General features: G+C 38.3%; 19 protein-coding genes. 14 read left to right on the top strand and 5 right to left on the bottom strand.

What is annotated here, in order from left to right:
- Positions 1-101: 101 nt before the first annotated feature.
- The 3 genes from GSF09_RS07025 to GSF09_RS13835 form a co-directional block, all read right to left on the bottom strand.
- Positions 102-1238 (bottom strand): M23 family metallopeptidase, encoded by a 1137-nt coding sequence (locus GSF09_RS07025; RefSeq protein ID WP_159800240.1) that lies wholly within the window; start codon positions 1236-1238, stop codon positions 102-104.
- Positions 1239-1303: 65 nt separating this feature from the next.
- Positions 1304-2737, bottom strand: coding sequence for a TonB-dependent receptor plug domain-containing protein (locus tag GSF09_RS07020; RefSeq protein WP_370515982.1), 1434 nt, complete (start codon positions 2735-2737; stop codon positions 1304-1306).
- A complete protein-coding gene (locus GSF09_RS13835; protein ID WP_370515981.1) occupies positions 2694-3467 on the bottom strand; it encodes a carboxypeptidase-like regulatory domain-containing protein in 774 nt (257 codons plus the stop codon). Before GSF09_RS13835 ends, GSF09_RS07020 begins: the two co-directional genes overlap by 44 nt.
- 219 nt (positions 3468-3686) lie before the next feature.
- Here GSF09_RS13835 and GSF09_RS07015 point away from each other — a divergent pair, with 219 nt between their 5' ends.
- The 10 genes from GSF09_RS07015 (at position 3687) to GSF09_RS06970 (ending at position 17245) form a co-directional block, all read left to right on the top strand.
- A complete protein-coding gene (locus GSF09_RS07015; protein WP_159800239.1) occupies positions 3687-4886 on the top strand; it encodes a hypothetical protein in 1200 nt (399 codons plus the stop codon).
- Between the two features lie 10 nt (positions 4887-4896).
- Positions 4897-5286 carry a VOC family protein gene (locus GSF09_RS07010; RefSeq protein ID WP_159800238.1) on the top strand — a complete coding sequence of 130 codons (390 nt, stop codon included), beginning with the start codon at positions 4897-4899 and terminating at the stop codon, positions 5284-5286.
- Between the two features lie 84 nt (positions 5287-5370).
- On the top strand, positions 5371-5907 hold the full coding sequence (locus GSF09_RS07005; protein WP_159800237.1) for a hypothetical protein: 537 nt from the start codon (positions 5371-5373) through the stop codon (positions 5905-5907).
- Positions 5908-5931: 24 nt separating this feature from the next.
- Positions 5932-6990, top strand: coding sequence for a nucleoid-associated protein (locus GSF09_RS07000; RefSeq protein WP_159800236.1), 1059 nt, complete (start codon positions 5932-5934; stop codon positions 6988-6990).
- 116 nt (positions 6991-7106) lie between these two features.
- On the top strand, positions 7107-8969 hold the full coding sequence (locus GSF09_RS06995) for a hypothetical protein (protein ID WP_159800235.1): 1863 nt from the start codon (positions 7107-7109) through the stop codon (positions 8967-8969).
- 70 nt (positions 8970-9039) lie between these two features.
- Positions 9040-9942 carry an ABC transporter ATP-binding protein gene (locus GSF09_RS06990; protein ID WP_159800234.1) on the top strand — a complete coding sequence of 301 codons (903 nt, stop codon included), beginning with the start codon at positions 9040-9042 and terminating at the stop codon, positions 9940-9942.
- A 12-nt stretch (positions 9943-9954) separates the two neighbouring features.
- On the top strand, positions 9955-10794 hold the full coding sequence (locus GSF09_RS06985; protein WP_159800233.1) for an ABC transporter permease: 840 nt from the start codon (positions 9955-9957) through the stop codon (positions 10792-10794).
- A gap of 16 nt (positions 10795-10810) precedes the next feature.
- Entirely contained in the window at positions 10811-13102 is a 2292-nt protein-coding gene (locus tag GSF09_RS06980) for a T9SS type B sorting domain-containing protein (RefSeq protein ID WP_159800232.1), read from the top strand.
- Between the two features lie 19 nt (positions 13103-13121).
- Entirely contained in the window at positions 13122-14723 is a 1602-nt protein-coding gene (locus tag GSF09_RS06975; RefSeq protein ID WP_159800231.1) for a T9SS type B sorting domain-containing protein, read from the top strand.
- A gap of 32 nt (positions 14724-14755) precedes the next feature.
- Positions 14756-17245: a T9SS type B sorting domain-containing protein gene (locus tag GSF09_RS06970; protein WP_159800230.1), complete on the top strand. Its 2490-nt coding sequence runs from the start codon at positions 14756-14758 to the stop codon at positions 17243-17245.
- 63 nt (positions 17246-17308) lie between these two features.
- Here GSF09_RS06970 and typA read toward each other — a convergent pair whose 3' ends face one another.
- Positions 17309-19108 carry a translational GTPase TypA gene (gene typA / locus GSF09_RS06965; RefSeq protein WP_159800229.1) on the bottom strand — a complete coding sequence of 600 codons (1800 nt, stop codon included), beginning with the start codon at positions 19106-19108 and terminating at the stop codon, positions 17309-17311.
- A gap of 182 nt (positions 19109-19290) precedes the next feature.
- On the opposite strand from typA, the gene GSF09_RS06960 reads away from it, so the two are divergent.
- Genes GSF09_RS06960 through GSF09_RS06945 form a run of 4 tightly spaced genes read left to right on the top strand, consistent with a single transcriptional unit; the run spans position 19291 to position 23029 of the window.
- Positions 19291-20187 (top strand): MerR family transcriptional regulator, encoded by an 897-nt coding sequence (locus GSF09_RS06960; RefSeq protein WP_159800228.1) that lies wholly within the window; start codon positions 19291-19293, stop codon positions 20185-20187.
- Between the two features lie 52 nt (positions 20188-20239).
- Positions 20240-21739, top strand: a complete 1500-nt coding sequence (locus GSF09_RS06955) for an NAD(P)/FAD-dependent oxidoreductase (RefSeq protein WP_159800227.1) — start codon at positions 20240-20242, stop codon at positions 21737-21739.
- Positions 21736-22575: a phytoene/squalene synthase family protein gene (locus GSF09_RS06950; protein WP_159800226.1), complete on the top strand. Its 840-nt coding sequence runs from the start codon at positions 21736-21738 to the stop codon at positions 22573-22575. The genes GSF09_RS06955 and GSF09_RS06950 overlap by 4 nt, the downstream gene beginning before the upstream one ends.
- A gap of 1 nt (position 22576) precedes the next feature.
- Positions 22577-23029: a sterol desaturase family protein gene (locus GSF09_RS06945; protein WP_159800225.1), complete on the top strand. Its 453-nt coding sequence runs from the start codon at positions 22577-22579 to the stop codon at positions 23027-23029.
- Positions 23030-23182: 153 nt separating this feature from the next.
- On the opposite strand, the gene rpsA is transcribed toward GSF09_RS06945, so the two are convergent.
- On the bottom strand, positions 23183-24943 hold the full coding sequence (rpsA, locus tag GSF09_RS06940; protein WP_159800224.1) for a 30S ribosomal protein S1: 1761 nt from the start codon (positions 24941-24943) through the stop codon (positions 23183-23185).
- Positions 24944-25177: the final 234 nt, after the last annotated feature.

Below are 25177 nucleotides of genomic sequence, written 5' to 3'. Positions count from 1 at the left end.
CTAATAATGCCGGAAATATGATTTTATAAAACTAATTAAACGGAGGGAAGAATACTTGCTAACCATACAACTTTGAATAAGGTTAAAGTAAAGGAAATACATTATTTATTATTAACCAGGCTTTTATGTAAAAATGCTTTACTGCCTTGTGGTGTAATTATATGCAGCCACTCTTTATGCTGCCCAAGTAATATTATTGTATTGTTACTATTAAGCCTGCCTAATACAGAGTAGTTGAGAGAAGGCCCCTGCCTTAAATTAGCAGTTCTTTTAACCTTTAGCAAGGTAGTTTTGAAATCAGCAGGATAATTTTCAGGTAGTATCTGTTCAGCTTTATAAACATAAGGCAGCGGATTAACTGCACCTGTAGCTTTATAAATTCCAAAATGCAGGTGTGGCGGGGTAAATTTTGCATTTCCTGTATTTCCCACAAATCCCAGCGTATCGCCCATTTTTACCCTCAAGCCGGATTGTACATTTATGCTGTCCAAATGGGCATAGTATAAGAACTTGCCAAAAATACCATCGCGAAGCCAAACCTGTTTTCCACCTATGCCCCTTTCTCCCGTAAAACCTATAATTCCATTTGTGGCCGCTACTACGGGTGTGCCTTTATGTGCAAAAATATCAATGCCTTCGTGGCGGCGTTTGCCGCCTTCGCGCTCCATACCCCAAAAACTTCCTATAGCCCCGTTACTTTTTCCTGCTACGGGAAAATTATATTGCGGTTTTTTAGTTATGCTTATAAAAAAATTACTGTTGGCAGCTATTTCAGGCTGAATCATTAATTTGTAAATACCTGATGATTGTATTGCAAATTCAAGCCTGTGCTGATTTAATTCCGAACGTTTTTCATTTTTATTATCCTGAAATAAGTCTATAAAAACCCTTTGAGAAGAATCTTTAATAACTTCTGTCACCAAAACCTCTCCTTCCTGCAGGTTTAGGTTATAACTATAAGCTGTTTCTTTTAAAGGATTAAATGTACCTTTTTCACCATAAGGAAGCGAAATATTGAGGCTATCCTTTAAAGCACTGTTATATGCCTCTATCCATGCCTCATACAGCATCATATTTTCCTTAAATTCCCTTTTATAAACTTCTCTTGCAGTAGGTTTTGTTATAGCGTCAGCCACACTTGTTACAGCATTAGAAATACCTGAACAACCGGGGCATGAGAACGTTAGCAATAGCACAGCTACAGCCGCTGATAAATAAATTAAACTTTTCTTTTTCACACTGCCAATAATACAGTAACTGTGCCAGTATTTGTTAACTAACCTATAATACCCAAATACATAAATTACAGATTTTGCAGTTGGTTTGTTTTTTTGTTGTCGCTTATTGTCCAGAAAAAGCCAATAAAAACAAAACGGTCGGCAGCCTGTGTTATGGGCTGGCGCGCAAAAGTACCATCAGGGCCAGGAGTGCTGGCATAGTTGTAGCCAAATATATTATCGGAGCCTGCAATATTTGAAACGGACAGGTATAATATTTTTTGCTGGCTTACCAGCCATGCCCAGCTAAGGCTAAGATTATTATAGCTTTTTGTTTTTCCATTCATAAAAGCCGACTCATTAGGGTTATTGTACGGCCTTCCTGAATTATAGGTATAGGTTACACCCAACTGAGACCTAAGGCTTTGAATCCAGTATTTTGTAACCAAAGAAAAATTATGTTTAGCAATATAGGATGGCGTAGCACCATATTCATAATTCCGGTAATCGCGCTCGCTGTCAATAAACGAATAAGATACCCAGTATTCCATATTTTTAAACGATTTGTTGTCTCTCCAAAAAACATCGATACCTTTTGCATAGCCAATGCCTGTATTACTGAAATCAGAGTTGTATTGTGCAGTGCCTGTATCATATTTTACAAGGCTGCCGTAATCTTTATAGTATGCCTCAGCCCTTAATGTGTATGAATCGGTGTTGTACAGGTAATTAAAAATATAATGGGCAGTTTTTTCATAGTTGGGGTTATTGTAATATTTAAGATAATCCTGCCCTGGAGTTTGGTAAAAATTACCATAAGCCAGCGAAATCTGGCTGTTTGAACCTGATTTATAGGCAAAGGCAGCCCGTGGTTCTATAGTAGTAGTACCAACCATAGCAGAGTGGGAACTGCGTACGCCTGCTTTTAAAGCCAGTTTTTTAGAGAAAAATATATCTGCCTCGGCATAGGCTGCCGCAATATTATTATTGTAACCGCTTTTAAATTCAAACTCTTGCGGCTCTTTGTACATTTCGTTAAAATCAGTTAGAAAATAATCTGCACCGAAGGAAAGCTTAAAGCGGTTTGTAATTTTCTTTCTTAATTTCAGCTTAAGGTGCGAGCTGTGCTCTCCATTGGTAACTTCATTGCGGTTAAGCCCGATAGCATTATGGCTGTAACCATAACTCATTCCGGTTGTTATGGCCCATTGGTTACCCAATATGCCATTATAGGAAGTATTTACATATAAGTTGTTATTGGTTATAGCTGTGCGCACAGGTTCCGGCTGGTTGATATCGTCCTGATCAAGGCTAAAATCAGCATGGTCAAAGGCTGCATAAGCCTTAAACAAACCATTGGCAAATTTATAACGATACACTGTTTCCCCAGATAATGATTGATACGGTTTATGCCATGTAACATTTTGCTGTATTACCTTCTGGTAAGGTTCAAGATTAATATATGCAGCATTAAAGCTAAGGGAACTTTTTTCCCATTTTTGTGTATTGCCAAGCCCCAATCCTAGTTCGTAAAGTCATTAATGAAATATCGGTTTGCTCCTGCACCGGTTCATCTATAGTATTAAGCAATAAAACGCTGGAAAGTGCCTCACCATATTCTGCAGAATATCCACCTGTAGAAAATGTCATTCCCTTAAAAAGAAAAGGAGAAAAGCGCCCACGTGTTGGAATGTTATTGGCCGCAGCCCCATAAGGCTGTGCTACCCGTATGCCATCTATAAAGGTTTGTGTTTCATCTGCCTCACCTCCCCTAACAAATAATCTGCCGCTTTCGCCTACGGTTTGTGTGCCGGGTAATGTTTGCAGTGCGGCAATAATATCGCCAGCCGAGCCCGCAGTTGTTACAATATCCAGCGGCTTTAATGCAGTAACTTTTGTATTATCGCCTGTCTGGAAAGTACCAGCCGATATTACAACGGCATCAAGGGTATTTACATTTTCCCGCATTTTAAATGTTTTAGGCTGGTACTCTTCAATTACTATATCCTGCCTTATCTCTTCAAAAGAGAGGAAACTTATAACCAGAACCTGCTGCCCCTTTACACTTGCCTTGAAAGAAAAGCTGCCATCCTCTGCCGATGTAGTACCATCATAGGTACCATCCAGGTATATATTGGCTGCAGGCAGCGGATTGCCTTTTTCATCTGTAACCTTGCCCGAAATTAATGTTTGTGCTGCTGCTGCTGAATAAGCCAGGAATAATATTAGAAAAATAATTGTCCGCTTCATAATTGTATTGGTTTTGTTGGGACAAAGTTGCAGTAACCTGTAAACGAATAATAAAAAAAATTACCCAATTGTAGAATGAACAGGATGAATTGAAATAAAAATTTTATTTTAGCCCGCCAAACAAAAATCATAGATATATCAATACATAAATCAATGCTACTAAAACCAATACAATTTTAATTTTAAACATAATTACCAATAAAACAAATTAACCTACAAATGAAAAAGTTATTACTATTACTGTTATTTACAAGTTTCACAGCCATTTCACAAATTACATATCAGCCAGGGTATTTTATTGACAATAGCGGCAATAAAACAGAATGCCTTATAAAGAATACAGGATGGAAAAATACACCTACAGAATTTAGCTATAAATTAAACGAAAATGATGAACCAAAGATTAATACAATAAAAACCGTAAAAGAATTTAGCGTAGAATCACACAAATTTTTAAGATTTAATGTAGATATTGATCGACCGAGTAGTAATGTAACTGTTATGAGTTCTCCCGAACCGGAATGGAAAAAGGAAACATTATTCCTTAAAGTTTTAGTTGAAGGCAGCCTTAACTTATATCAATATGAAGATGGTAAGTTAATGAGATATTTTTTCAGTAAGAGTGATCATAGTAAACCTGAACAATTAGTATACAGGAAGTATAAGATTAAAGGCGAAACAGTTTACAATAGTAACGGTAGTATAAAAAAAGACAACAATGCTTTCCAGGAACAGCTTTACAATAATATGAAGGACAAGATTTCTAACATAGAAAGATTTATAAAAATCAGCTATAAAAAAGATGACTTGGTGAAAATTTTTGTAGAGTACAATACTAATGATGATTTATTTAAGGATTTTACTGCAACGCAAAACAAAGGCAGCCTGCATTTAAAAATTACTCCCGGTATAAATTTCGCAACATTTAAAGTTTCTAATGAGCTTGCACTGTTTAAAAGTTTAGAGTTTAGCGATAAAACAATATTCAGGCTTGGGGCAGAACTGGAGTATGTATTGCCTTATAACCGAAATAAATGGTCTTTATTTATCGATCCAAATTTTCAGCAGTATAAAAATAAAGGTAACGTTGGGCCATATGACTTAGAAATGAATTATACATTTATACAACTTCCTATTGGTGCCCGGCATTATATGTATTTAAATGATCAATCGAAATTATTTCTTGATATTGCTTTTGCTATGTCTTTTGCCATTAATGACTCGAAATTAAGTTATTACGATTCTGTTACGATTGACTTAAGGCAAACTTCTACATTTGTTATTGGTGCAGGCTATAATTATAAAAGATACAGTGCTGAAGTAAGATATGCCTTTAATGATAATCCTTTGGAAAATGAGATTGGCTGGGAAGCTAATCTAAGTTCTGTCGGCATAATATTAGGATACAGGATTTTTTAATTACTAGTGAATGCTAAAAATCAATAAAGTACATCACATAGCCATAATCTGTTCTGATTATGAAAAATCTAAACTGTTTTATACCCAGATATTGGGCTTTTCAATTATAAAAGAGCATTACAGGAAAGAGCGTGATTCCTTTAAGCTTGATTTGGCAATACATGGTGTTTATACTATTGAGTTATTTTCATTTCCAAATCCGCCTGCCCGTGTTTCACTTCCGGAAGCTGCAGGCTTACGGCATATTGCATTTGAGGTAGACAGCATAAGCAAGGCTGTTGAGTGGCTTAGCAAACATAATATAGAAGCAGAACCGATACGGGTTGATGAGTTTACAGGAAAAGAATTTACCTTTATATCCGACCCTGATGGGCTGCCTGTTGAGTTTTACCAGAAGTAACGCCATATTTAAAAAAACGGAATTTACAAAACCCTTATTCTAAATTTATAGAGTACCTTTGCTGCACCTAAAAAACATTAAAATATGATATATAAATTCAGGGTTATATTAGATGCAGAAGAAGATGTTTTCAGGGATTTGGCAATTGATGAAAACGATACGCTGGAAGACCTGCACAATGCCATAGTTAATGCTTTTGGCTTTGATGGTATGGAAATAGCTTCTTTTTATACATGTAATGACGAGTGGGTACAGGAAGACGAAATTCCACTTTTTGATACGGGCGATGTGCCGGGAGAGGAAAAAACCATGGCCGATTATCCGCTAAGCAGTATTCTTGACGAGCAAAGTACTAAGATAATTTATGTTTACGATTTCCTTAATATGTGGACTTTCTTTGTGGAGCTTGCTGCTATTGAAGAACCCGAAACAGGCGTGTCATACCCCGACCTTTTGTACAGCCACGGCCTTATGCCTGTAACTGCTCCTGATAAGGAATTTACAGCCGATGATAATGATATGTACAGCGATTTTGATGATGATTATGATGAAGATGACCTTGATATGCTGGACGACGACAATTTTGAAGATTTAGGGTTTGACGAAAACAACTGGAATTAAAAAACATATAGCCGATTACTATAAATGATTAACCTGTTTAACACACATATAGAAAGCCTTTCCATACACAGGGTTGGCAATAAAAGCCGTAATGAGGCTATATTTTTATCGGAACAGCCGTATAATTTAAACGATGAAATTTTACCGCTTATCAAGGAATACTTTTTTAAGCCTTTTCGTGATAAGGAAGAAAATTATTTCCAGTTTGCACATGATGTAGATTTGGATTATAATGATATGTACAATTTTGCCAATGAGATTTTTACCAATCCGGGCAGTGTACATGAGGTGTCAAAAAAAATAACCAAACACCTTTTTGAGCAGTCAAATCATCCACACATTAAAAATGGCGAAGTATATGTTGCCTACCTTACCAATGTAACTATAGATAATAATCCTGTAGATGCCATAGGTATATTTAAAAGTGAAATAAAAGCAGATTTCCTTCAGTTTGAAGAAAAAGGGCCTAACCTTGAAATACTTTTACAGCAGGGTATTAATCTTAATAAGCTTGATAAAGGCTGCCTTATATTTAATTATAAAAAGGAAGACGGCTACAAGATACTTACTATTGACAGTAACCGTTATGATGCCCGCTACTGGCTGGAACACTTCCTTTCGGTTGATGCTTTCCAGGATGAAAACTTCATGACAAAAAAATACATGAAGTTTGTACAGGATTTTGCAAAAGATGTGGTTTTGCCTGCGGAAGACAAAAAAGAAGAGGTAATGTTCATGAACCGCTCGGTTAACTTCTTCGCTAAAAATGATGAGTTTGAAGAAAGCAAATTTCTTAATGAAGTACTTGATAATCCCGACCTTATACCTGAGTTTAAAAACTATAAGGTTGAAAAAGCACCTAAATACAGCATAGAAGATGTTACCACATTCCCTATTGCGAATGCCGCTGTTACCGATGCGCGTAAAAAAATGAAAAATGTCATTCAGCTGGATACCAATATTCAGATAAAAATGGATTTTGTGAATCCTGAAAGCGCTGAAAAATTTGTTGAAAAAGGCTGGGATGAGGAAAAACAGATGTATTATTACCTCGTTTATTTTAATAAAGAACAAAAAAGCTAATATTCAATATATCAGCAAAAAAAGAGGCCAATGGCCTCTTTTTTTGTTAAAGCGGTGATAATGCTGAACCAAAAAAGTATTTTTAGAGTTACATTAGCACGCGAACCTGTAAAAGAATGTACTTAAAAATAAAACTGCTTATTGTAATGTTGTTGTTCGGAGCCGGCACAATGGTAGCGCAGGTAAACCCTGCCAGCAAAGACTCCGTTAAGGAAAAGCAGGACAAAATGTACAGGAAAATAGAGAAATTCTCTAAAAAGAAAAAATTTACCAAATTCCTGCATAAATTAATATTCAAGCCGGTAAAGGCAAAAGAACCTTCGCGGGAAAGAAAACATATAAAGAAAAAGACTCCCGAACTGCAAAATACCTATGAAAAATATGAAGGTAAAGTAATTCGCACTATTACCATTGAAACCCTTGACCCCTTTGGCTATTCTGTAAACGACACTACAAAGAAACCTGATAACTGGCTCGAAAACTTTGGTAACAGCGTGCATTTAAAAAGCAAGCAGATGACTATAAGGAACCTGCTACTGTTTAAAAAGCATGAAAAGCTGGATTCCCTGCTTGTAAAAGAGTCAGAGCGTTTAATACGAAGCCAGAGATATATAAGGAGGGTAGCCATAAAGCCGCTGCCTGTTGGTACAAGCAACGATTCGGTTGATTTATATATCAGGGTTTTGGATTCCTGGAGCCTTATACCAAACGGCTCGGCATCAGGCTCCGGTACTTCTTTTGAAATAACCGAGCGCAATTTTTTTGGCTTGGGCCACGAGTTTCGTAATGAGTTTGATAAACGCTTCAACACCGGCCAGACTTCCTACCTTGCCCGGTACCGCGTCCCCAATATTGTAAATACCTACATAGACGGAGAAATAAATTATGAGATATGGCGGGGTGACAATTCGCAAAAAAGTTTTAGCCTGCAAAGGCAGTTTTTTTCTGCCTATACGCGTTGGGCAGGCGGTGTTTATTTTGAAGAAAAGCTGGTGCGGGATTCGTTGCCTGACAATGAGAATGTTTATGCTATGCAAAACTATAAAACCGAGGCACAGGACTACTGGGCAGGCTACTCATTTAAAATATTTAAAGGCTTTACCGAAGAAGACCGTACCACCAACCTTGTAACAACAGGCAGGTTTTACAATCAGGTTTATAAGGAATCTCCTTCTGCGGTTTATGATTCAATAAACTTCTACTCCGACCAGCGGCTTTATCTTACAAGTGTGGGTATCACATCCCGAAAATTCGTACAGGATAAGTTTCTTTTTAATTATGATATTGTTGAAGATATACCTATTGGTAAGGTATATTCTGCCACTTTTGGCATACAGGATAAAAATAACGAGCATCGCTTTTATCTTGGCGCACGCTATGGCTTCGGTAACTATTATAAATGGGGTTATTTAAGCACAAATGCTGAAGTAGGTTCGTTTTTTTACAACAACAACAGATACCAGAGTGTATTTAAGCTGGATATGCTTTACTTTACCAATATACTGGAATGGGGTGAATGGCGTTTCCGCCATTTTATAAAACCACTGTTGGTGTTTGGCGATAACAGGATGCCGATAATTACCGATCAGTTAAATCTTAATGGCGATAATGGCATACAGGGGTTTTTCAGCCGGGAAGTATTAGGCACAAGGAAACTTTTGCTAACCCTGCAAACACAATCTTATTCTCCATGGAATTTAAGCGGTTTCCGCATCAACCCGTTTATAAACTTTACTATGGGGGTAATTGGCGACCACAACCATCCTATATACCAAAGCAACTTGTACACAAAAGTAGGCATCGGGATATTATTGTATAATGATTACCTGGTTTTTAATAGCTTTCAGCTATCAATTGCGTTTTATCCCAATATACCCGGCCAGGGCAATAATGTATTTAAAACCAATACCTTTAAAAATACGGATATTGCCCTTCCTGATTTTCAGGTTGGCAAGCCGGTTGTGGTGCCTTATCAATAATATTTGCCTTTTTGCGTAACAAACAGGCCTACTTCTCGTCAAGTATATAACAACCATTAATTATTACATTTTGGAAACCATTCTTACTATACAAAACCTTGATAAAAGGTTTGGTAAAATCCATGCGGTTAAAAATGCCTCGTTCGAAATAAATAAAGGAAATGTTTATGGCATACTTGGGCCTAATGGCAGCGGAAAATCTACAACTTTAGGTATTATACTTAATGTGGTTAATAAAACCTCCGGCTCTTATTCCTGGTTTGGCGGCAGCATGGATACACACCAGGCACTTAAAAAAGTAGGCGCAATAATAGAGCGCCCCAACTTTTACCCTTATATGACTGCATACCAAAACCTGAAACTGGTTTGCAATATAAAAGGTATTTCCTATAATAAAATTGATGAAAAACTGGAGCTTGTAGGGCTTTCTGAAAGGAAGGATAGCAAGTTCAGGACTTATTCACTTGGTATGAAGCAGCGCCTTGCCATTGCGTCTGCCCTGCTTAATGACCCCGAAATACTTATACTGGATGAACCTACCAACGGTTTAGACCCGCAGGGCATACGCCAGATAAGGGATATTATACGGCAGATAGCTGCCACCGGCACAACTATATTGCTGGCATCGCACTTACTGGATGAGGTAGAAAAAGTGTGCAGCCATGTAGTTGTAATGCAAAAGGGCGTGGTACTATATACCGGCAGTGTAAATGGCATGATAGCCAACGAAGGCTTTTTTGAATTACAGGCACCAAATAGTGTGCAGCTTAGGGAAATACTGCAATTATTCCCTTACACAGAAAAAATTGAGGAGCAGGATGGAAAACTGCTGCTTTATCCTTCACAGCCTTTAGAAGCAGGAGAACTTAACAAATACCTTTTTGAAAAAGGCATTTGCCTTAGTCATCTTGTAAAAAGGAAATACAGCCTTGAAGAGCAATTCCTTCAGTTAACCTCAAAACAAACCAATTAATCAAGCATTAACATGAAACGTCTTCTTACTATAGAACTTCAAAAACTGTGGAAAAACAGGGCCAGCAAAATACTTATACTCAGTTACTTTGTGCTCCTTTCGTTTATAGCACTCCTTGCCTCTGTCAATTTTAAAATTATAGGTATTGATTTTCGCCTTGCCGACCAGGGAATATTCAATTTCCCTTATATATGGCATTTTAATACTTATATAGCAGCATTGTTCAAACTTTTCCTTGCATTGGTAGTGGTTTCCATGATGGCGAATGAATACACTTATGGAACGCTGAAGCAAAACCTGATAGACGGCCTTAGCAAGGAAGAATTTATTAAATCAAAATTCCTTACAATAACAGTATTTGCCTTTGCCTCGGCACTTTTTGTGTTTGTTATGTCGCTTATACTGGGGCTGAGTTTTTCCTCTTATAATGAAATGTCAATAATATTCTCTAATTTAGGTTATATTTTCTTTTATTTCCTAAAGCTGCTGGGCTTTTTCTCCTTCTGCCTTTTTGCGGGCATGCTGGTAAAGCGTTCGGCATTTGCCATTGGTTTTGTAATATTATGGGCTATAATAGAGTGGATTATTTATGGAGTATTACGTTGGAAAATTATAAAAGATGGTGAAATTACCGATACTGTAATGCAATTTTTCCCGCTTAACGCCATGAGCAACCTGGTAAAAGAACCGTTTACAAGGTTTCAGGCGTATAAAGCACTTGAAAACCAGGTTGCAGGAACAGTTAACCAAAAATTTTATGGTACCCATTGGTATGAAACCGTTATAGTAATTTTTTGGATAATTTTCTTTGTATTAATGTCTTACCGCATACTAAAAAAACGGGATTTATAGTATCTTTGCCGATGCTATGAATGTAAGGCGTTATTTTTATATTATTTTATCATTACTTTTTACACCTGTTGCTTTTGCGCAATATATACAGGTTAATGATAATTATACTGCACAACAGCTTGTTGATGCTTTGGTAGGCGGCACATGTGCACAGGTTTCCAATGTTTCTATTAACGGATGGTCGGGCTCGTCGGGCAGTGTCAGTTACGGTTACTTTACAAAAGGAACATCAAATTTCCCGTTTGATAACGGGATTATACTGAGCACAGGGTTTGCGTCTTCGTCTCCCGGGCCCAATAATTCACTGCTCAGCGAGGGCAGCACTGCGTGGGGCGGTGATAACGACCTTGAAGATGCGCTTAATGTTAATAATACTATTAACGCCACCGTACTGGAGTTTGATTTTATACCGCTTACCAACCATATTAGTTTTGACTATATGTTTTCGTCAGAACAGTATTTAACCAGTATCAATTCGCCCAACCAGTGTAATTATACCGATGGGTTTGCCTTTCTTTTAAAGGAAGCGGGAAGCAGTACTTATAAAAACCTTGCTATAGTACCGGGAACTAATATTCCGGTAAGGGTAAATACAGTACGTGGGGCTGGAGTATGCCCGGAAGCCAATGCACAATATTTTGGAGGATTTAACGGCACAAACCATCCTACAAACTTTAACGGGCAAACCGTTATATTAAAAGCGGAATCGGATGTAGTGGCAGGTACGCAATACCACATAAAGCTTGTAGTTGCCGACCAGGGTAATAATCTTTATGACTCGGCAATATTTTTAGGTGGCGGGAGCTTTAATGCTACTACCGATTTGGGCCCTGACAGGCTTATTGCTGCAAACAACCCGTTATGCAACGGTGAAAAGCTTACGCTTAATGCTGCCTATACTGGCGCTTTAGGATACCAGTGGTTTAAAGATGGTGTACCACAGGCAGCAGGCGCAATACCTTCTGAATTTGAGGTAAACTCACCGGGTGTATATACTGTTGAAGTACAGGTTAATTCAACCTGCTTTATAAAAGGCAGGATAACAGTGGAATATGTAGCGGCACCTGTTACATCAAGCCAGGTTTTATTGCAGTGCGATGATGATAGTGATGGATTAACCCGCTTTAACCTTTCGCTGGCAACCCCTTTGCTAACAGGTGGCGACCCAGACTTTACAGTTAGGTATTACAGGACCGTGAGCGATGCTAATACCGGGACTGATGCTATAACAAACCTGATTAATTTCCAAAACACCACTCCAAACCAGCAAATATTTGCTGTTATAGAAAACAGGTATGGGTGCAGTGCTGTAGGCATGGTAACTTTATCAACGGCAGTTAATGGATTAAGCAACCCTTCCCCTTTGCTGGAATGCGATACCGATGATGATGGTTTCTATAATTTTGACCTTACGCAAAAAAACGCGGAAATACTGCAAGGACTGCCGGCAGGGCTTCAACTTGAATATTATATTACACGTGAGGAAGCACTGGCAGGTGAAAATGCAATACCAACACCAGATAATTTTACCAATAATGTTGCAGGAAGCCAAACTGTATATGCGCGCATTTACAATGCAGGCGATTGTTACGGTATTGCCGAACTGGAACTTATTGCCGATACCTTTGGCAGCGGGTTTACCAATGAAACCGTTTACCTGTGTACCGATAGCTTTATAATACTGGATGCCGGAAACGGATTCCAGGACTATGAATGGGACACCACCCCGGTAACCTATTCGCAAACGTTAAGGGTGAGGCAACCGGGAACTTATACTGCCAGCTTTAAAAATAGTAATACCTGCACTGCCAGCAAAACATATATAGTATTACCCTCCGGGCCGGCTACCAATGCCGACTTTACTATTAATGATTTTACCAGCAACAATTCTATTACAGTTGTTCCTGAAGGCCCGGGCAGGTATGTATATTCACTGGATGGAATCAATTACCAGGAAAGCCCTGTTTTCAGCGGTTTAAATGCAGGGAGGTACACTGTTTATATAAAAGATGATAACAATTGCCTCCCTGTTTATACAGATATTGTTTTTGTGTTGGATTATCCACGTTATTTTTCACCTAACGGAGATGGCAAAAATGATTACTGGACCATACCTTATTTAAGGACAAGGGCAGATGCTGTAGTTACTATTTTTGATCGTTTCGGCAAAACCATAACAGGTTTTTCAGGCGCATCCGCAGGATGGGATGGCACGCTTAACGGGCGTACCCTGCCCGCAACCGATTACTGGTTTGTAATTGAATTAGACAATAAAACAATTAAGGGGCATTTTTCATTGCTCCGCTAACAGAATACTTTATACCCTAATGCCTAAAAATTTTTTACTATTTCTTCTGCTTATTTGCAGCCTTAAAATAACCGCCCAGAGTGATTGCCGCGATGCAATAACCGTGTGCGGCAATATGGCTTATGAAGGACTGAACGCTGTTGGTTTCGGCACGCAGGAACTGCAAAACACAAACGATTGCCAAAGCCAGGAAAACAATAGCTTGTGGTTAAAAATATCCATAAAAACAGGAGGTACTTTAGGCTTTACTTTAAAACCAAAAAATACTGACATTAATGTAGATTTTGACTTTTTTATATATGGGCCCAATGTTACTTGCGGCAGCATAGGCCGTGCTATACGCTGCTCTACCACCAATCCGGCAGCTTCGGGGGCTGCAAATAACTGGACAGGCATGAACGGTACTGAAACGGATGTTTCTGAAGGGCCTGGCGCATTTGGCAATAATTATATACAATGGCTTAACGTACTGGATAATGAAACGTATTTTCTTGTAATAGACAGGCCCATAGGAGGAAGTAACTTTGTATTGGAATGGACAGGCACTGCGGTTTTCCAGGATGCACCGTTATTCAACATACCTAACATAGAAGCACTTAGTCAGTCAACTTGTGATGATGACGCTGTTGATGATGGAAAAGTAGAATTTAATTTAACCACGGATGAGGCAAGGATTTTACAAGGCCAGCCTAATGTAGTGGCTACTTACCATGACTTTCAGAATGATGCCCTTACGGGTATTAATCCTATAACAAATCCTGCTGCTTACATTAATACATCGCAACGGCAAAACCTGTTTATGAGGTTAACCAATACATTAACGGGATGCTTTTCAATAGCGCCTTTTTCCATAGAAGTTGTTAACCCTGTAACAGCAGGACAACCGCAGGATTTAGAACTTTGCGATTTGTATGAGAATGGTACCCGTTTGTTTGATATAGCATCAAATGATGATGCTGTACGCAATGGCATGCCCAATACACAGGTTACTTATTATGCCTCTGTAACCGATGCCCGGAATAAAACAAATCCGTTAAGCAGCCCTTACCGCAACACATCACCACAACAAACCATATGGGCACGGCTTGAAAACATAAGCGGCTGTTACGGACATGATATTAAAACGTTTACACTTAATATAATTCCATTGCCTGACATTGATTTTGATTTAAGGATTAAGGATTTTACTGATAATAATAATTCCATATCAGTAGAAATGCCTGACCCTGAAAATTATCAATTTTCACTGGATGGAAATATTTATACCGACACCTCTTTTTTCGGCAATTTGGAACCCGGCCCATACACTGTATATATAAAAGCAAAAACGGGTTGTAAAACTGTCAGCAGGGATGCTGTAATATTAAACTATCCAACCTTTTTTACACCTAACGGTGATGGGGCAAATGATTACTGGACTATACCTTACCTAAGGCTGAAACCTGATGCAAGAGTTACCATATTTGACAGGTATGGTAAGGTACTGTACGGTTTTAAAGGAAGGGATAAAGGATGGGATGGTAATTTTAATGGTGCCTCACTACCTGCCACCGATTATTGGTTTACACTTCAATTGGAAAATGGCAGGATAATAAAAGGGCATTTTGCCATGATAAGATAATAAGTTATTTTTACTTGCGTTGTACATATGAAATGAAAAAAATCCCGATATATATTATTTTTTTATTTATTACCGCAGTTGGGTTTGCGCAGGGAGAAGCCAACAACTGGTTTTTTGGCCAGTTTGCAGGATTACAGTTTCTACCTGATGGTTCAGTTGCAGTGTTACAGGGCAGCGAAATGAACACTAACGAAGGCTGCAGCTCTATTTCTGATAAAGATGGTAACCTGCTTTTTTATACTGACGGGCGCAATGTATGGGACAGAAACAGTGTTATAATGCCCAATGCCAACTATAACGCAGGAACAGGTTTGCTGGGCGACCCATCAAGTACCCAATCCGGTATAATAGTGCCAAAAAAGGGAAACCCTGATATATATTATATTATAACAGTTGATGAGCCGCATCATGACAATGCCGCTACATACCCCAATCGGAATACAGGTGTGCCTTTTGATGAAGACGACGGCTTTAATAACGGGCTTAATTATTCCATAGTAGACCTTTCAGTTACCGGAAGTAATGGCAGCATTGGAGATGTAACTACACGAAATGTGCATTTACTTACCTATGATCCTACCGATATTCAACAGGATAAATACAAATGTTCTGAAAAAATAACTGCAGTAAAAAATAGTACGGGAACCGGCTTTTGGGTTATTACACATTTTATAGACAAGTTTTATGCCTTTCTTATAGATGCTACGGGCGTTAATACAACACCTGTAATAACACAGATAGCCCCTACGGTACCCACTTCTGGTTACAGGAGAAATTCCATAGGTTACTTAAAGGCTTCGCCCGATGGCAAGAAACTGGCAATAGCCCATAACCAAAAAGGTACATTAACAGGCCAGGTAGAGAGTAACGGGGGTGTTTACCTTTATGATTTTGATGATGCAACAGGAATAATAAGCAACATGGTTACTGTGAGTGAAAATACAGTTCCTTACGGCCTTGAATTTTCTGCTGAAGTTAAAAAGCTTTATGTATCTTATGACAGGGGCCTTACAGGAATTGAAGGCGTTTATCAATACGATTTACTTGCAAGTAATATAGAGGCATCCGGTGTAGCCATTTCATCGGGTTTCATCAATTCCGGAGCTTTACAGTTGGGGCCAAATAAAAAAATATACCGTTCCATAAACGGTGGCACGGCACTGGATGTTATAGAGAACCCCGAAGCAGATGGTTCACTTTGCGATTATCGTATTGCGGCCGTGCCACTGGGCCCGGGAATGAGATCCATATTCGGGCTGCCGCCATTTATTACTTCGCTCTTTTCGGCTTCCATTAAAGCCGAGAATACCTGCTTTGGTGATGTTACGCAGTTTCAGCTAAATGTAAATGGTACTTTTGACAGTGTGGTATGGGATTTTGGAGATGGCAGTGCCACCTCTGTAAGCAATACCCCTTCCCATACCTATGCAACTCCCGGTACCTATACTGTTGTAGCCACAGTTACAAAAATGACAGACGTAAGTACTGCAAGTGCTGATATTACCATTGTGCCTTACCCTGTTGCTAACCCCGCGCAAAACCTTGCCGAGTGTGATAATGATAATGACGGAGTCGCTGCTTTTAACCTTGATTTAAATACGGCTGATATACTGGGTACACAAAACAGTAATAACTATTTGGTAAGGTATTTTGCATCTGCTGCAGATGCTAACGATAATATAAGGCCTTTAAATAGCCCTTATAATAATACTACTTTAAACCAACAGGATATATATGCGCGGGTGCACCATAAAAATCACCCGGAATGTTATGCGCTGACCACTTTTACTATAACAGCCCTTGAAACACCCGCTGTACAGCCTGAGGAAGAAGCAATAGTATGCCTTAGTACAAAAGATTATATACCACTAAATGCCGGCGTGCAGGGAACGGGCTATACTTACTTATGGTCTCCCTCCAACGAAACAAGCCAAACTATCTGGGTGAACGAACCCGGTATTTATACAGTAACAATAACCAATGCTAATAACTGCAGCAGCACAAAAACAATAACTGTAAAAGCTTCGGATATTGCAATAATTGATGATGTTGAAATAAGAGACCTGCGGGATAACAGTACGGTTACAATATATGCATCTGCACCTGCCAATACAGTAAGCACCTATCTTTACAGCATTGACGCGCCAAACGGCCCGTGGCAGGAGTCCAACCTTTTTGAAAATGTTGCACCCGGCATCCACACTGTATATGTTTATAATACTGATGAGTGCGGCGTGGCTGAACAACAAATATCAGTACTCTTAATACCTAAGTTTTTTACACCCAATGGCGACGGGATTAATGATAGCTGGAGAGTTATAGGGATAAATCCTTTCTTTTACCAGCAGAGCAAAATAAGGGTATTTGACCGCTTTGGCAAACTACTTGCTGACATAGACCCAACCGGAACAGGTTGGGATGGCACATTTGATGGTACTAAACTGCCCGCTACCGACTACTGGTATGTTGTTGAACTGGATAACGGCAGGATAGTGAAAGGGCATTTCAGCCTTTTAAGGTAAGCTTCAATTTAAAGTATAAAATATAAAAAAAGCCCTGTTGATACAGGGCTTTTTTTATTGTCATTATGCTATTTTAAAACGCTTTCTGTCGTTTTCATTCAGGTAAATTTTACGAAGGCGAAGGCTTTTTGGTGTAACCTCTACATATTCGTCTTTCTGAATGTATTCCAGTGCTTCTTCAAGCGAAAACTTAATGGCAGGAATAATCCTTGCCTTATCGTCAGCGCCAGATGAGCGTACGTTAGTAAGTTTCTTGGTTTTGGTAACATTTACAACCATATCGTCGCCACGGCTGTTTTCACCAATAACCTGTCCTTCATAAATATCTTCGTTAGGGTCAACAAAGAATTTACCACGCTCCTGCAGCTTGTCAATAGAATAAGGTATTGCCTTACCATTTTCCATAGAAATAAGGGAACCGTTTATACGTCCCGGTATTTCGCCTTTAAATGGCTGGTATTCCAGAAAGCGGTGCGACATGATTGCCTCACCGGCAGTTGCTGTTAGCAGCTGGTTCCTCAAGCCGATTATACCACGTGAAGGAATATGGAATTTAATAATCATTCGGTCGCCTTTAGGTTCCATGCTAAGCATCTCCCCTTTGCGTATAGTTACAAACTCCACTGCACGCCCCGAAAGGTTTTCAGGAAGGTCTATGGTAAGCTCTTCCACGGGTTCGCATTTAACACCATCAATCTCTTTTATAATAACCTGCGGCTGGCCAATCTGTAATTCATAGCCTTCACGCCTCATGGTTTCAATAAGTACAGATAGGTGAAGTACGCCACGGCCAAATACCATAAATTTATCAGCACTTTCCGTTTCATTTACACGCAATGCAAGGTTTTTTTCAAGCTCTTTTGTAAGCCTGTCTTTTATGTGCCTTGAAGTAACAAACTTACCTTCCTTACCAAAGAATGGTGAATCGTTAATGGTGAAAAGCATACTCATTGTAGGCTCGTCAATTGCTATAGTTGCCAAAGCTTCAGGGTTTTCAAAATCGGCAACGGTGTCACCAATTTCAAAACCTTCAAGCCCAACAAGAGCACAAATATCGCCGGCAACAACCTCATCTACTTTTTTACGGCCAAGCCCTTCAAAAGTATGAAGCTCTTTTATCCTGCTTTTCATTATTTTACCATCACGCTTAACAAGGGAAATATTCATGCCTTCGCGCAAAACACCCCTTTGCAGCCTGCCTATGGCAATACGCCCGGTAAAGCTGGAAAAGTCAAGTGATGTAATAAGCATCTGCGGTGTACCTTCAGATACCTTTGGTGCAGGTATGTGCTCCAGCACCATGTCAAGCAATGGCTCTATATTATCAGTTTTTTGCTTCCAGTCGGTGCTCATCCAGTTTTGTTTCGCCGAACCATAAACAGTTGGGAAATCAAGCTGCCATTCTTCAGCACCAAGCTCAAACATAAGGTCAAAAACTTTTTCATGTACTTCTTCAGGAGTACAGTTTTCCTTATCTACCTTATTTATAACCACGCATGGCTTCAGGCCAAGGTCAATAGCTTTTTGCAGTACAAAACGTGTTTGCGGCATGGGCCCTTCAAAAGCATCCACAAGCAGCAAAACACCGTCTGCCATGTTTAGCACACGCTCAACCTCACCGCCAAAGTCGGCGTGCCCGGGAGTATCTATAATATTAATTTTTGTGCCTTTATAGGTAACCGAAACGTTTTTTGAAGTAATGGTAATACCTCTTTCACGCTCCAAATCATTGTTATCCAATATAAGGTCGCCTGTGTTTTCGTTTTCACGGAATAACTGGCAATGGTACATAATCTTGTCAACCAGCGTAGTCTTTCCGTGGTCAACGTGTGCAATAATAGCGATGTTTCTGATAGATGCCATATCAATTTTTTTGAAGGTGCAAATGTACACTTTATTTCGGTAAAAAAAACTTTAGTTATGAGGGCATTAGCATTTATAACAATACCAAAATCCTTTGGTAACATTACATACATAAAAAATATTTAATATGTAATTAGTTTAAAATAAATTAATTAAATTTGTTTAATAATTTATAAAAAAAGATGAACAATATAAAAAACACCTTCAATATACGCGACCTTGAAAACCTTACAGGCATCAAAGCGCACACAATACGCATATGGGAAAAGAGATATAAAATACTGGAACCTATGCGCACAGACACCAACATACGTTTTTATGATGTAGCCAGCCTCCAAAAATTACTTAATATATCAACACTAAATTCTTTTGGATATAAAATTTCTGCACTGGCAAAAATGCCGCAGGAAAAAATACCTGTACTTGTAAAGGAAGTGCTTTCTAATAAAAGCCTTAACAACCATGTATTAAACAACTTTAAACTGGCCATGATGAATTTTGACCAGTCGTTGTTCCTCAACACCTATAACAGTTTACTACAGGAAAAGTCTTTCCGTGAAATTTTTTACGAATTCTTTATTCCCCTCCTTGATGAAATAGGCTATTTATGGCAAACCAATACTATAACTCCTGCTCATGAACATTTTATAAGTTTCCTTATAAAACAAAAGCTCGCATCAAATATTGAAAAGCTGCTATTGCAGCCATCTTACAAAAACGACAGGATATTTGTATTGTATTTACCTGAAAATGAAATACATGAATTAGGACTGATGTTCCTTAATTATGAATTAGCACTAAATGGTTTCCGTTGCATTTATTTAGGTGAAAGTGTACCTATTGACAACCTGAAAGATGTAAAAAATTATTTTGATGATATAACATTTATAACATATTGCACCGTTGAACCGGGAATGGAAGAAATAAATGATTATATTAACACTTTAAAGAATGAACTTTTAGACGAAACTACGAACCTTTACATATTTGGGCACAATTCGCAATATCTTAATAAAAGTATAGTAAACAATAAAATCAGGATATATAGTAGTATTAAGGATTTTACCGATATCTTTTAATTAACAAACGTTTAGGTTTTTTTGTTTATTATTTTTCTATTTTTGTTAAACAATGGATACAAAAACAATCATAATAGGGTCTGGTTTTTCATCTTTGGCTGCATCTTGCTACCTGGCAAAGCAGGGGCATAATGTTACTATATATGAAAAAAATGCAACCATAGGCGGCAGGGCCAGGCAACTTCATAAAAATAATTTTACGTTTGATATTGGCCCTACATGGTATTGGATGCCTGATGTTTTTGAACGCTTTTTTGCCGATTTTGGTAAAAAGCCTGAAGACTACTACAACCTGAAAAAGCTGTCACCAGCCTACAGGGTTTATTTTGAAGACAGCAGTTTTGTTGACATTAAAGACAACCTTAACGATATAGAAAGCACTTTTGAAGCTATTGAGCAAGGCAGCGGAAAATCACTAAAAAAATTTATTGGCGATGCAAAGGAAAATTATGATGTAGCCATAAAAGACCTTGTGTACAGGCCGGGTGAGTCGCCTTTGGAACTGGTTACACTTAAAACAATAAAAAAGCTGAATCAGTTTGTTGGCAACATCTCATCAGATGTAAGGAAAAAATTTACCAATAAAAAACTTGTGCAGGTATTAGAATTTCCTGTATTATTCCTTGGTGCAAAACCATCGGACACGCCTTCTTTTTACAGTTTTATGAATTATGCCGACTTTGGGCTTGGCACGTGGCATCCTGAAGGCGGCATGTACAGCGTTATACAAGGAATAGAAAAACTGGCTCGCGAACTTGGTGTAAAAATAGTTACCAACGCTGCCGTGCAAAAAATTAATGTTGAAAATGGCTCGGTAACAGGCATTACCATTAATAATGAGTTTATACCTGCCGATACTGTTGTAAGCGGGGCTGATTACCACCATACCGAAACACTGTTGGATAGCAGCTACAGGGCCTATTCCGAAAAATACTGGGATAAAAAAACATTTGCACCTTCCTCACTTCTTTTCTATGTAGGTATTGATAAAAAGCTGGATAATGTTGAGCATCATACATTGTTTTTTGATACTGATTTTGATATCCATGCAAAAGATATATATGATAACCCTAAATGGCCTGAGGAACCTTTATTTTATGCCAGTTTCCCATCTAAAACAGATGCAGAAGCAGCACCTGAAGGAAAAGAGGCTGCTATTTTTCTTATACCACTGGCACCGGGTATTGAGGATACACCTGAATTAAGGGAAAAATATTTTGAAAAAATTATTACCCGCCTTGAGAAGCTGACAAATCAGGATGTAAAAGAGCATATATTATTTAAAGAGTCATTCTGCGTAAATGACTTTGTAAAAGAGTACAACTCCTATAAAGGCAATGCTTACGGGCTTGCCAACACCTTATTTCAGACAGCATTTTTAAGGCCTAAACTTAAAAGTGCAAAAGTAAACAACCTTTACTTTACCGGACAACTTACCGTGCCCGGCCCTGGTGTGCCACCAGCACTAATCTCAGGAAAACTGGCAGCGGGACTGATAGAAAAATATACCGCAAAGCAACCTAAACCAACTTTAAACCAAGTTACTGTATGAAAGCAATTTTTGACCTCATTTCCTGCCAGTGCAGTAAAAATATAACCCGTGCATACAGCACATCATTTTCATCTGCAGTAAAAATGCTGTCACCAAGCATACGCCAGGATATTTACAATATTTATGGTTTTGTTCGCCTTGCAGATGAAATTGTGGATACTTTTCATGACTATGACAAAGAAAAACTTTTTGCCCTCCTTGAAGAAGACCTTAAAACTGCCCTTAAAGAAAAAATAAGTTTAAACCCAGTGCTGAATGCCTTCCAGCATACCGTAAACAAATATAATATCCCCCAAAACCTGATTGATGCTTTTATGAAAAGTATGAAAATGGACTTACATAAAAGTGTTTATAATACCGTTCAGGAATATAATGAGTACATTTACGGCTCGGCCGATGTGGTCGGGCTAATGTGCCTTAAAGTATTTACAGGCAACGATGACAAAAAGTATGAGGAACTAAAAATGCCTGCCATGAGGCTGGGTTCGGCATTCCAAAAAGTAAACTTTTTACGCGACCTGAAAGCCGACACTGAGGAATTGGAAAGGAATTATTTTCCCTCACTGAATTTAAGTGAAATTGATGATGCCACGAAAGCAGCTATTATAAGTGAAATTGAAGCCGATCTTAACGAGGGCTTTAAAGGTATCATTAAATTACCACCCGAAGCTAAATTTGGGGTATATACGGCTTATGTATATTATAAAAAATTATTGCAAAAATTAAAAAACACGCCTCCTGTAAAAATTAAATCAACCCGTATAAGGGTTCCTGATTATGAAAAATTAGGCCTGCTGGCACAATGCTATTTTAATTATCGTTTTAATATTATTTAATATGGAGTGGTGGATATATATAATAGTATTTTTATTAACCTTCGGCATTATGGAATTTATGGCGTGGTTTACCCATAAATATGTAATGCATGGTTTTTTATGGAGCCTGCACAGGGACCATCACCGGAAAGATCATGATTCCTGGTTTGAGCGTAACGATGCTTTTTTTATTTTTTATGCGCTGGTAAGTATCGGCTTTTTCCTTTTATGGAAAAATGATATACTGCAAATTGGGCTTGCCATTGGTTTGGGGATACTGGCCTACGGTATAGCTTACTTTTTTGTGCATGATATTTTTATACACCAAAGGTTTAAAATATTCAGGAATGCCAACAACCGGTATGCAAAGGCGGTGCGCCGGGCACATAAAATGCACCATAAGCACACAGGTAAAGCAGATGGTGAATGTTTTGGTATGCTGGTAGTGCCTTGGAAATATTTTAAGAAAAGCTAAAATAAAAAGCCCTCGCAAATGTGAGGGCTTTTCTGTTTCCAATGAGTTAATATTTAATATAGCTTTTTACTTTTGCACTATTTAATCTCAAAGTTCTAATATAATAAAAAAGCCCTCACTATGTGAGGGCTTTATATTGAAGGATAAGAAAATTTATTTTTCTCCTTTTTCCATTCTTTCTTTAAGTTCAGCTAATGCATCAATATCACCAAGTGTGGTTTTCTCTGCATTGTTAGAAGTATTAGCTTCAGCAGCTTTTACATTCTTATCTTCTTCATCTTTAAAAGTAGCGGTATGCGAAGCTACTACCCTTTTAAACTCTTTGTTGAACTCAATTACTTTAAAGTCGGCAGATTCCCCTTTTTTAAGTTTCTTTCCGTCTTCTTTTTCAAGGTGCCTTGTAGGGATAAATGCAACAATATCATCATTAAACTCTACAGTTGCGCCTTTGTCCACAATTTCAGAAATTTCACCTGTGTGTACAGTACCTACAGCGAAAGAATCTTCATATTTATCCCAAGGGTTAGCCTGGGTCTGTTTGTGGCCAAGAGAAAGTTTGCGTCCTTCAACATCAAGCTCAAGAACTACAACATCAAGTTTATCACCTACGTTTACAAACTCACTTGGGTGCTTAATTTTCTTAGTCCAAGATAGGTCAGATATATAGATAAGTCCATCAATACCTTCTTCAAGCTCAACAAATATACCGAAGTTAGTAAAGTTCCTTACAATACCTGTGTGTTTAGAACCTACAGGATATTTAGAAGTAATATCAGTCCAAGGGTCTTGTGTAAGTTGTTTAATACCTAAAGACATTTTACGGTCTTCGCGGTCTAGTGTAAGGATTACAGCTTCAACCTCATCTCCTACTTTCACGAAATCCTGAGCACTCCTTAAGTGTGTAGACCATGACATCTCACTTACGTGGATAAGGCCTTCAACACCTTCGGCAACTTCAATAAATGCACCGTAATCTGCTATAACAACAACTTTACCTTTAACTTTATCGCCTACCTGCAGGTTTGCATCAAGTGCGTCCCATGGGTGCGGATGAAGTTGTTTAAGGCCAAGCTGGATACGTGTTTTCTCGTCATCAAAGTCAAGGATAACAACGTTAAGCTTCTGGTCAAGTTCAAGTACTTCACTTGGGTGGTTAATACGGCTCCATGAAAGGTCAGTTATGTGGATAAGCCCGTCAACACCTCCAAGGTCGATGAATACACCGTATGAAGTAATGTTTTTAACAACACCTTCAAGTACCTGGCCTTTTTCAAGCTGCCCGATGATTTCTTTTTTCTGAACCTCGATATCAGCTTCAATAAGTGCTTTGTGAGATACTACTACGTTTTTAAATTCATGGTTAATTTTAACCACTTTAAATTCCATAGTTTTATTTACATATTGGTCGTAATCCCTGATAGGTTTTACATCTATCTGAGAACCCGGAAGGAAAGCCTCGATACCAAAAACATCAACGATCATACCCCCTTTAGTCCTGCATTTAACGAAACCGTTAACGATTTCACCTGTTTCATTAGCATTGATAACCCTGTCCCAAGCTTTAATTGTACGTGCTTTTTTGTGAGAAAGTACAAGCTGGCCTGATTTATCTTCGCGAACATCTATAAGTACTTCTACTTTGTCGCCCACTTTCAGGTTAGGGTTGTAACGGAATTCATTAAGAGAAATAACGCCTTCAGATTTAGCGTTGATATCCACAATAGCATCCCTGTCGGTAATCCTTACCACAGTACCTTCAACCACCTCATCACTATCGGTATCAATAAAGGTTTTTTCAACTAAATCTTCAAACTCCTGAAGGTTTTTCTCATCTACAGGATCAATACCTTCTTCAAAGTTGTGCCAGTTAAACTCTTGTAAGAATTCTTCTTTTGTTTTTGTTTGTTCAGACATGTCTGATTCTTAAAATTTGTATCCTGCACCTGCCGGGGTTTCTTATACAGCGGTAACTACAGAAGCGTTTTACATTAAATTGATTATAACCTTAAGGAAACCCACCCTGCCAAAAGGTGTGCAAATGTATAACATTTTTTTGATTTACAAATAATTACATTCAATAATTATTCCAAAAACAAAAGCCCTGAACAGTTATCCAGGGCCTTTTTATTTTTATTAAAATGAAGAATA

Source organism: Flavobacterium sp. MK4S-17, assembly GCF_009848495.1.
GTDB lineage: Bacteria > Bacteroidota > Bacteroidia > Flavobacteriales > Flavobacteriaceae > Flavobacterium.
Note: the sequence above shows the minus strand (reverse complement) of the source record. Positions and strands in the feature narration are given on the sequence as shown.

What these genes read in the sequence shown, in the direction of transcription:
- GSF09_RS13835 (WP_370515981.1), bottom strand. Translation starts at nt 3,467, where the DNA reads ATGAAGCGGACAATTATTTTTCTAATATTATTCCTGGCTTATTCAGCA.
- GSF09_RS07015 (WP_159800239.1), top strand. Translation starts at nt 3,687, where the DNA reads ATGAAAAAGTTATTACTATTACTGTTATTTACAAGTTTCACAGCCATT.
- GSF09_RS07010 (WP_159800238.1), top strand. Translation starts at nt 4,897, where the DNA reads ATGCTAAAAATCAATAAAGTACATCACATAGCCATAATCTGTTCTGAT.
- GSF09_RS07005 (WP_159800237.1), top strand. Translation starts at nt 5,371, where the DNA reads ATGATATATAAATTCAGGGTTATATTAGATGCAGAAGAAGATGTTTTC.
- GSF09_RS07000 (WP_159800236.1), top strand. Translation starts at nt 5,932, where the DNA reads ATGATTAACCTGTTTAACACACATATAGAAAGCCTTTCCATACACAGG.
- GSF09_RS06995 (WP_159800235.1), top strand. Translation starts at nt 7,107, where the DNA reads ATGTACTTAAAAATAAAACTGCTTATTGTAATGTTGTTGTTCGGAGCC.
- GSF09_RS06985 (WP_159800233.1), top strand. Translation starts at nt 9,955, where the DNA reads ATGAAACGTCTTCTTACTATAGAACTTCAAAAACTGTGGAAAAACAGG.
- GSF09_RS06980 (WP_159800232.1), top strand. Translation starts at nt 10,811, where the DNA reads ATGAATGTAAGGCGTTATTTTTATATTATTTTATCATTACTTTTTACA.
- GSF09_RS06975 (WP_159800231.1), top strand. Translation starts at nt 13,122, where the DNA reads ATGCCTAAAAATTTTTTACTATTTCTTCTGCTTATTTGCAGCCTTAAA.
- GSF09_RS06970 (WP_159800230.1), top strand. Translation starts at nt 14,756, where the DNA reads ATGAAAAAAATCCCGATATATATTATTTTTTTATTTATTACCGCAGTT.
- typA (WP_159800229.1), bottom strand. Translation starts at nt 19,108, where the DNA reads ATGGCATCTATCAGAAACATCGCTATTATTGCACACGTTGACCACGGA.
- GSF09_RS06960 (WP_159800228.1), top strand. Translation starts at nt 19,291, where the DNA reads ATGAACAATATAAAAAACACCTTCAATATACGCGACCTTGAAAACCTT.
- GSF09_RS06955 (WP_159800227.1), top strand. Translation starts at nt 20,240, where the DNA reads ATGGATACAAAAACAATCATAATAGGGTCTGGTTTTTCATCTTTGGCT.
- GSF09_RS06950 (WP_159800226.1), top strand. Translation starts at nt 21,736, where the DNA reads ATGAAAGCAATTTTTGACCTCATTTCCTGCCAGTGCAGTAAAAATATA.
- GSF09_RS06945 (WP_159800225.1), top strand. Translation starts at nt 22,577, where the DNA reads ATGGAGTGGTGGATATATATAATAGTATTTTTATTAACCTTCGGCATT.
- rpsA (WP_159800224.1), bottom strand. Translation starts at nt 24,943, where the DNA reads ATGTCTGAACAAACAAAAACAAAAGAAGAATTCTTACAAGAGTTTAAC.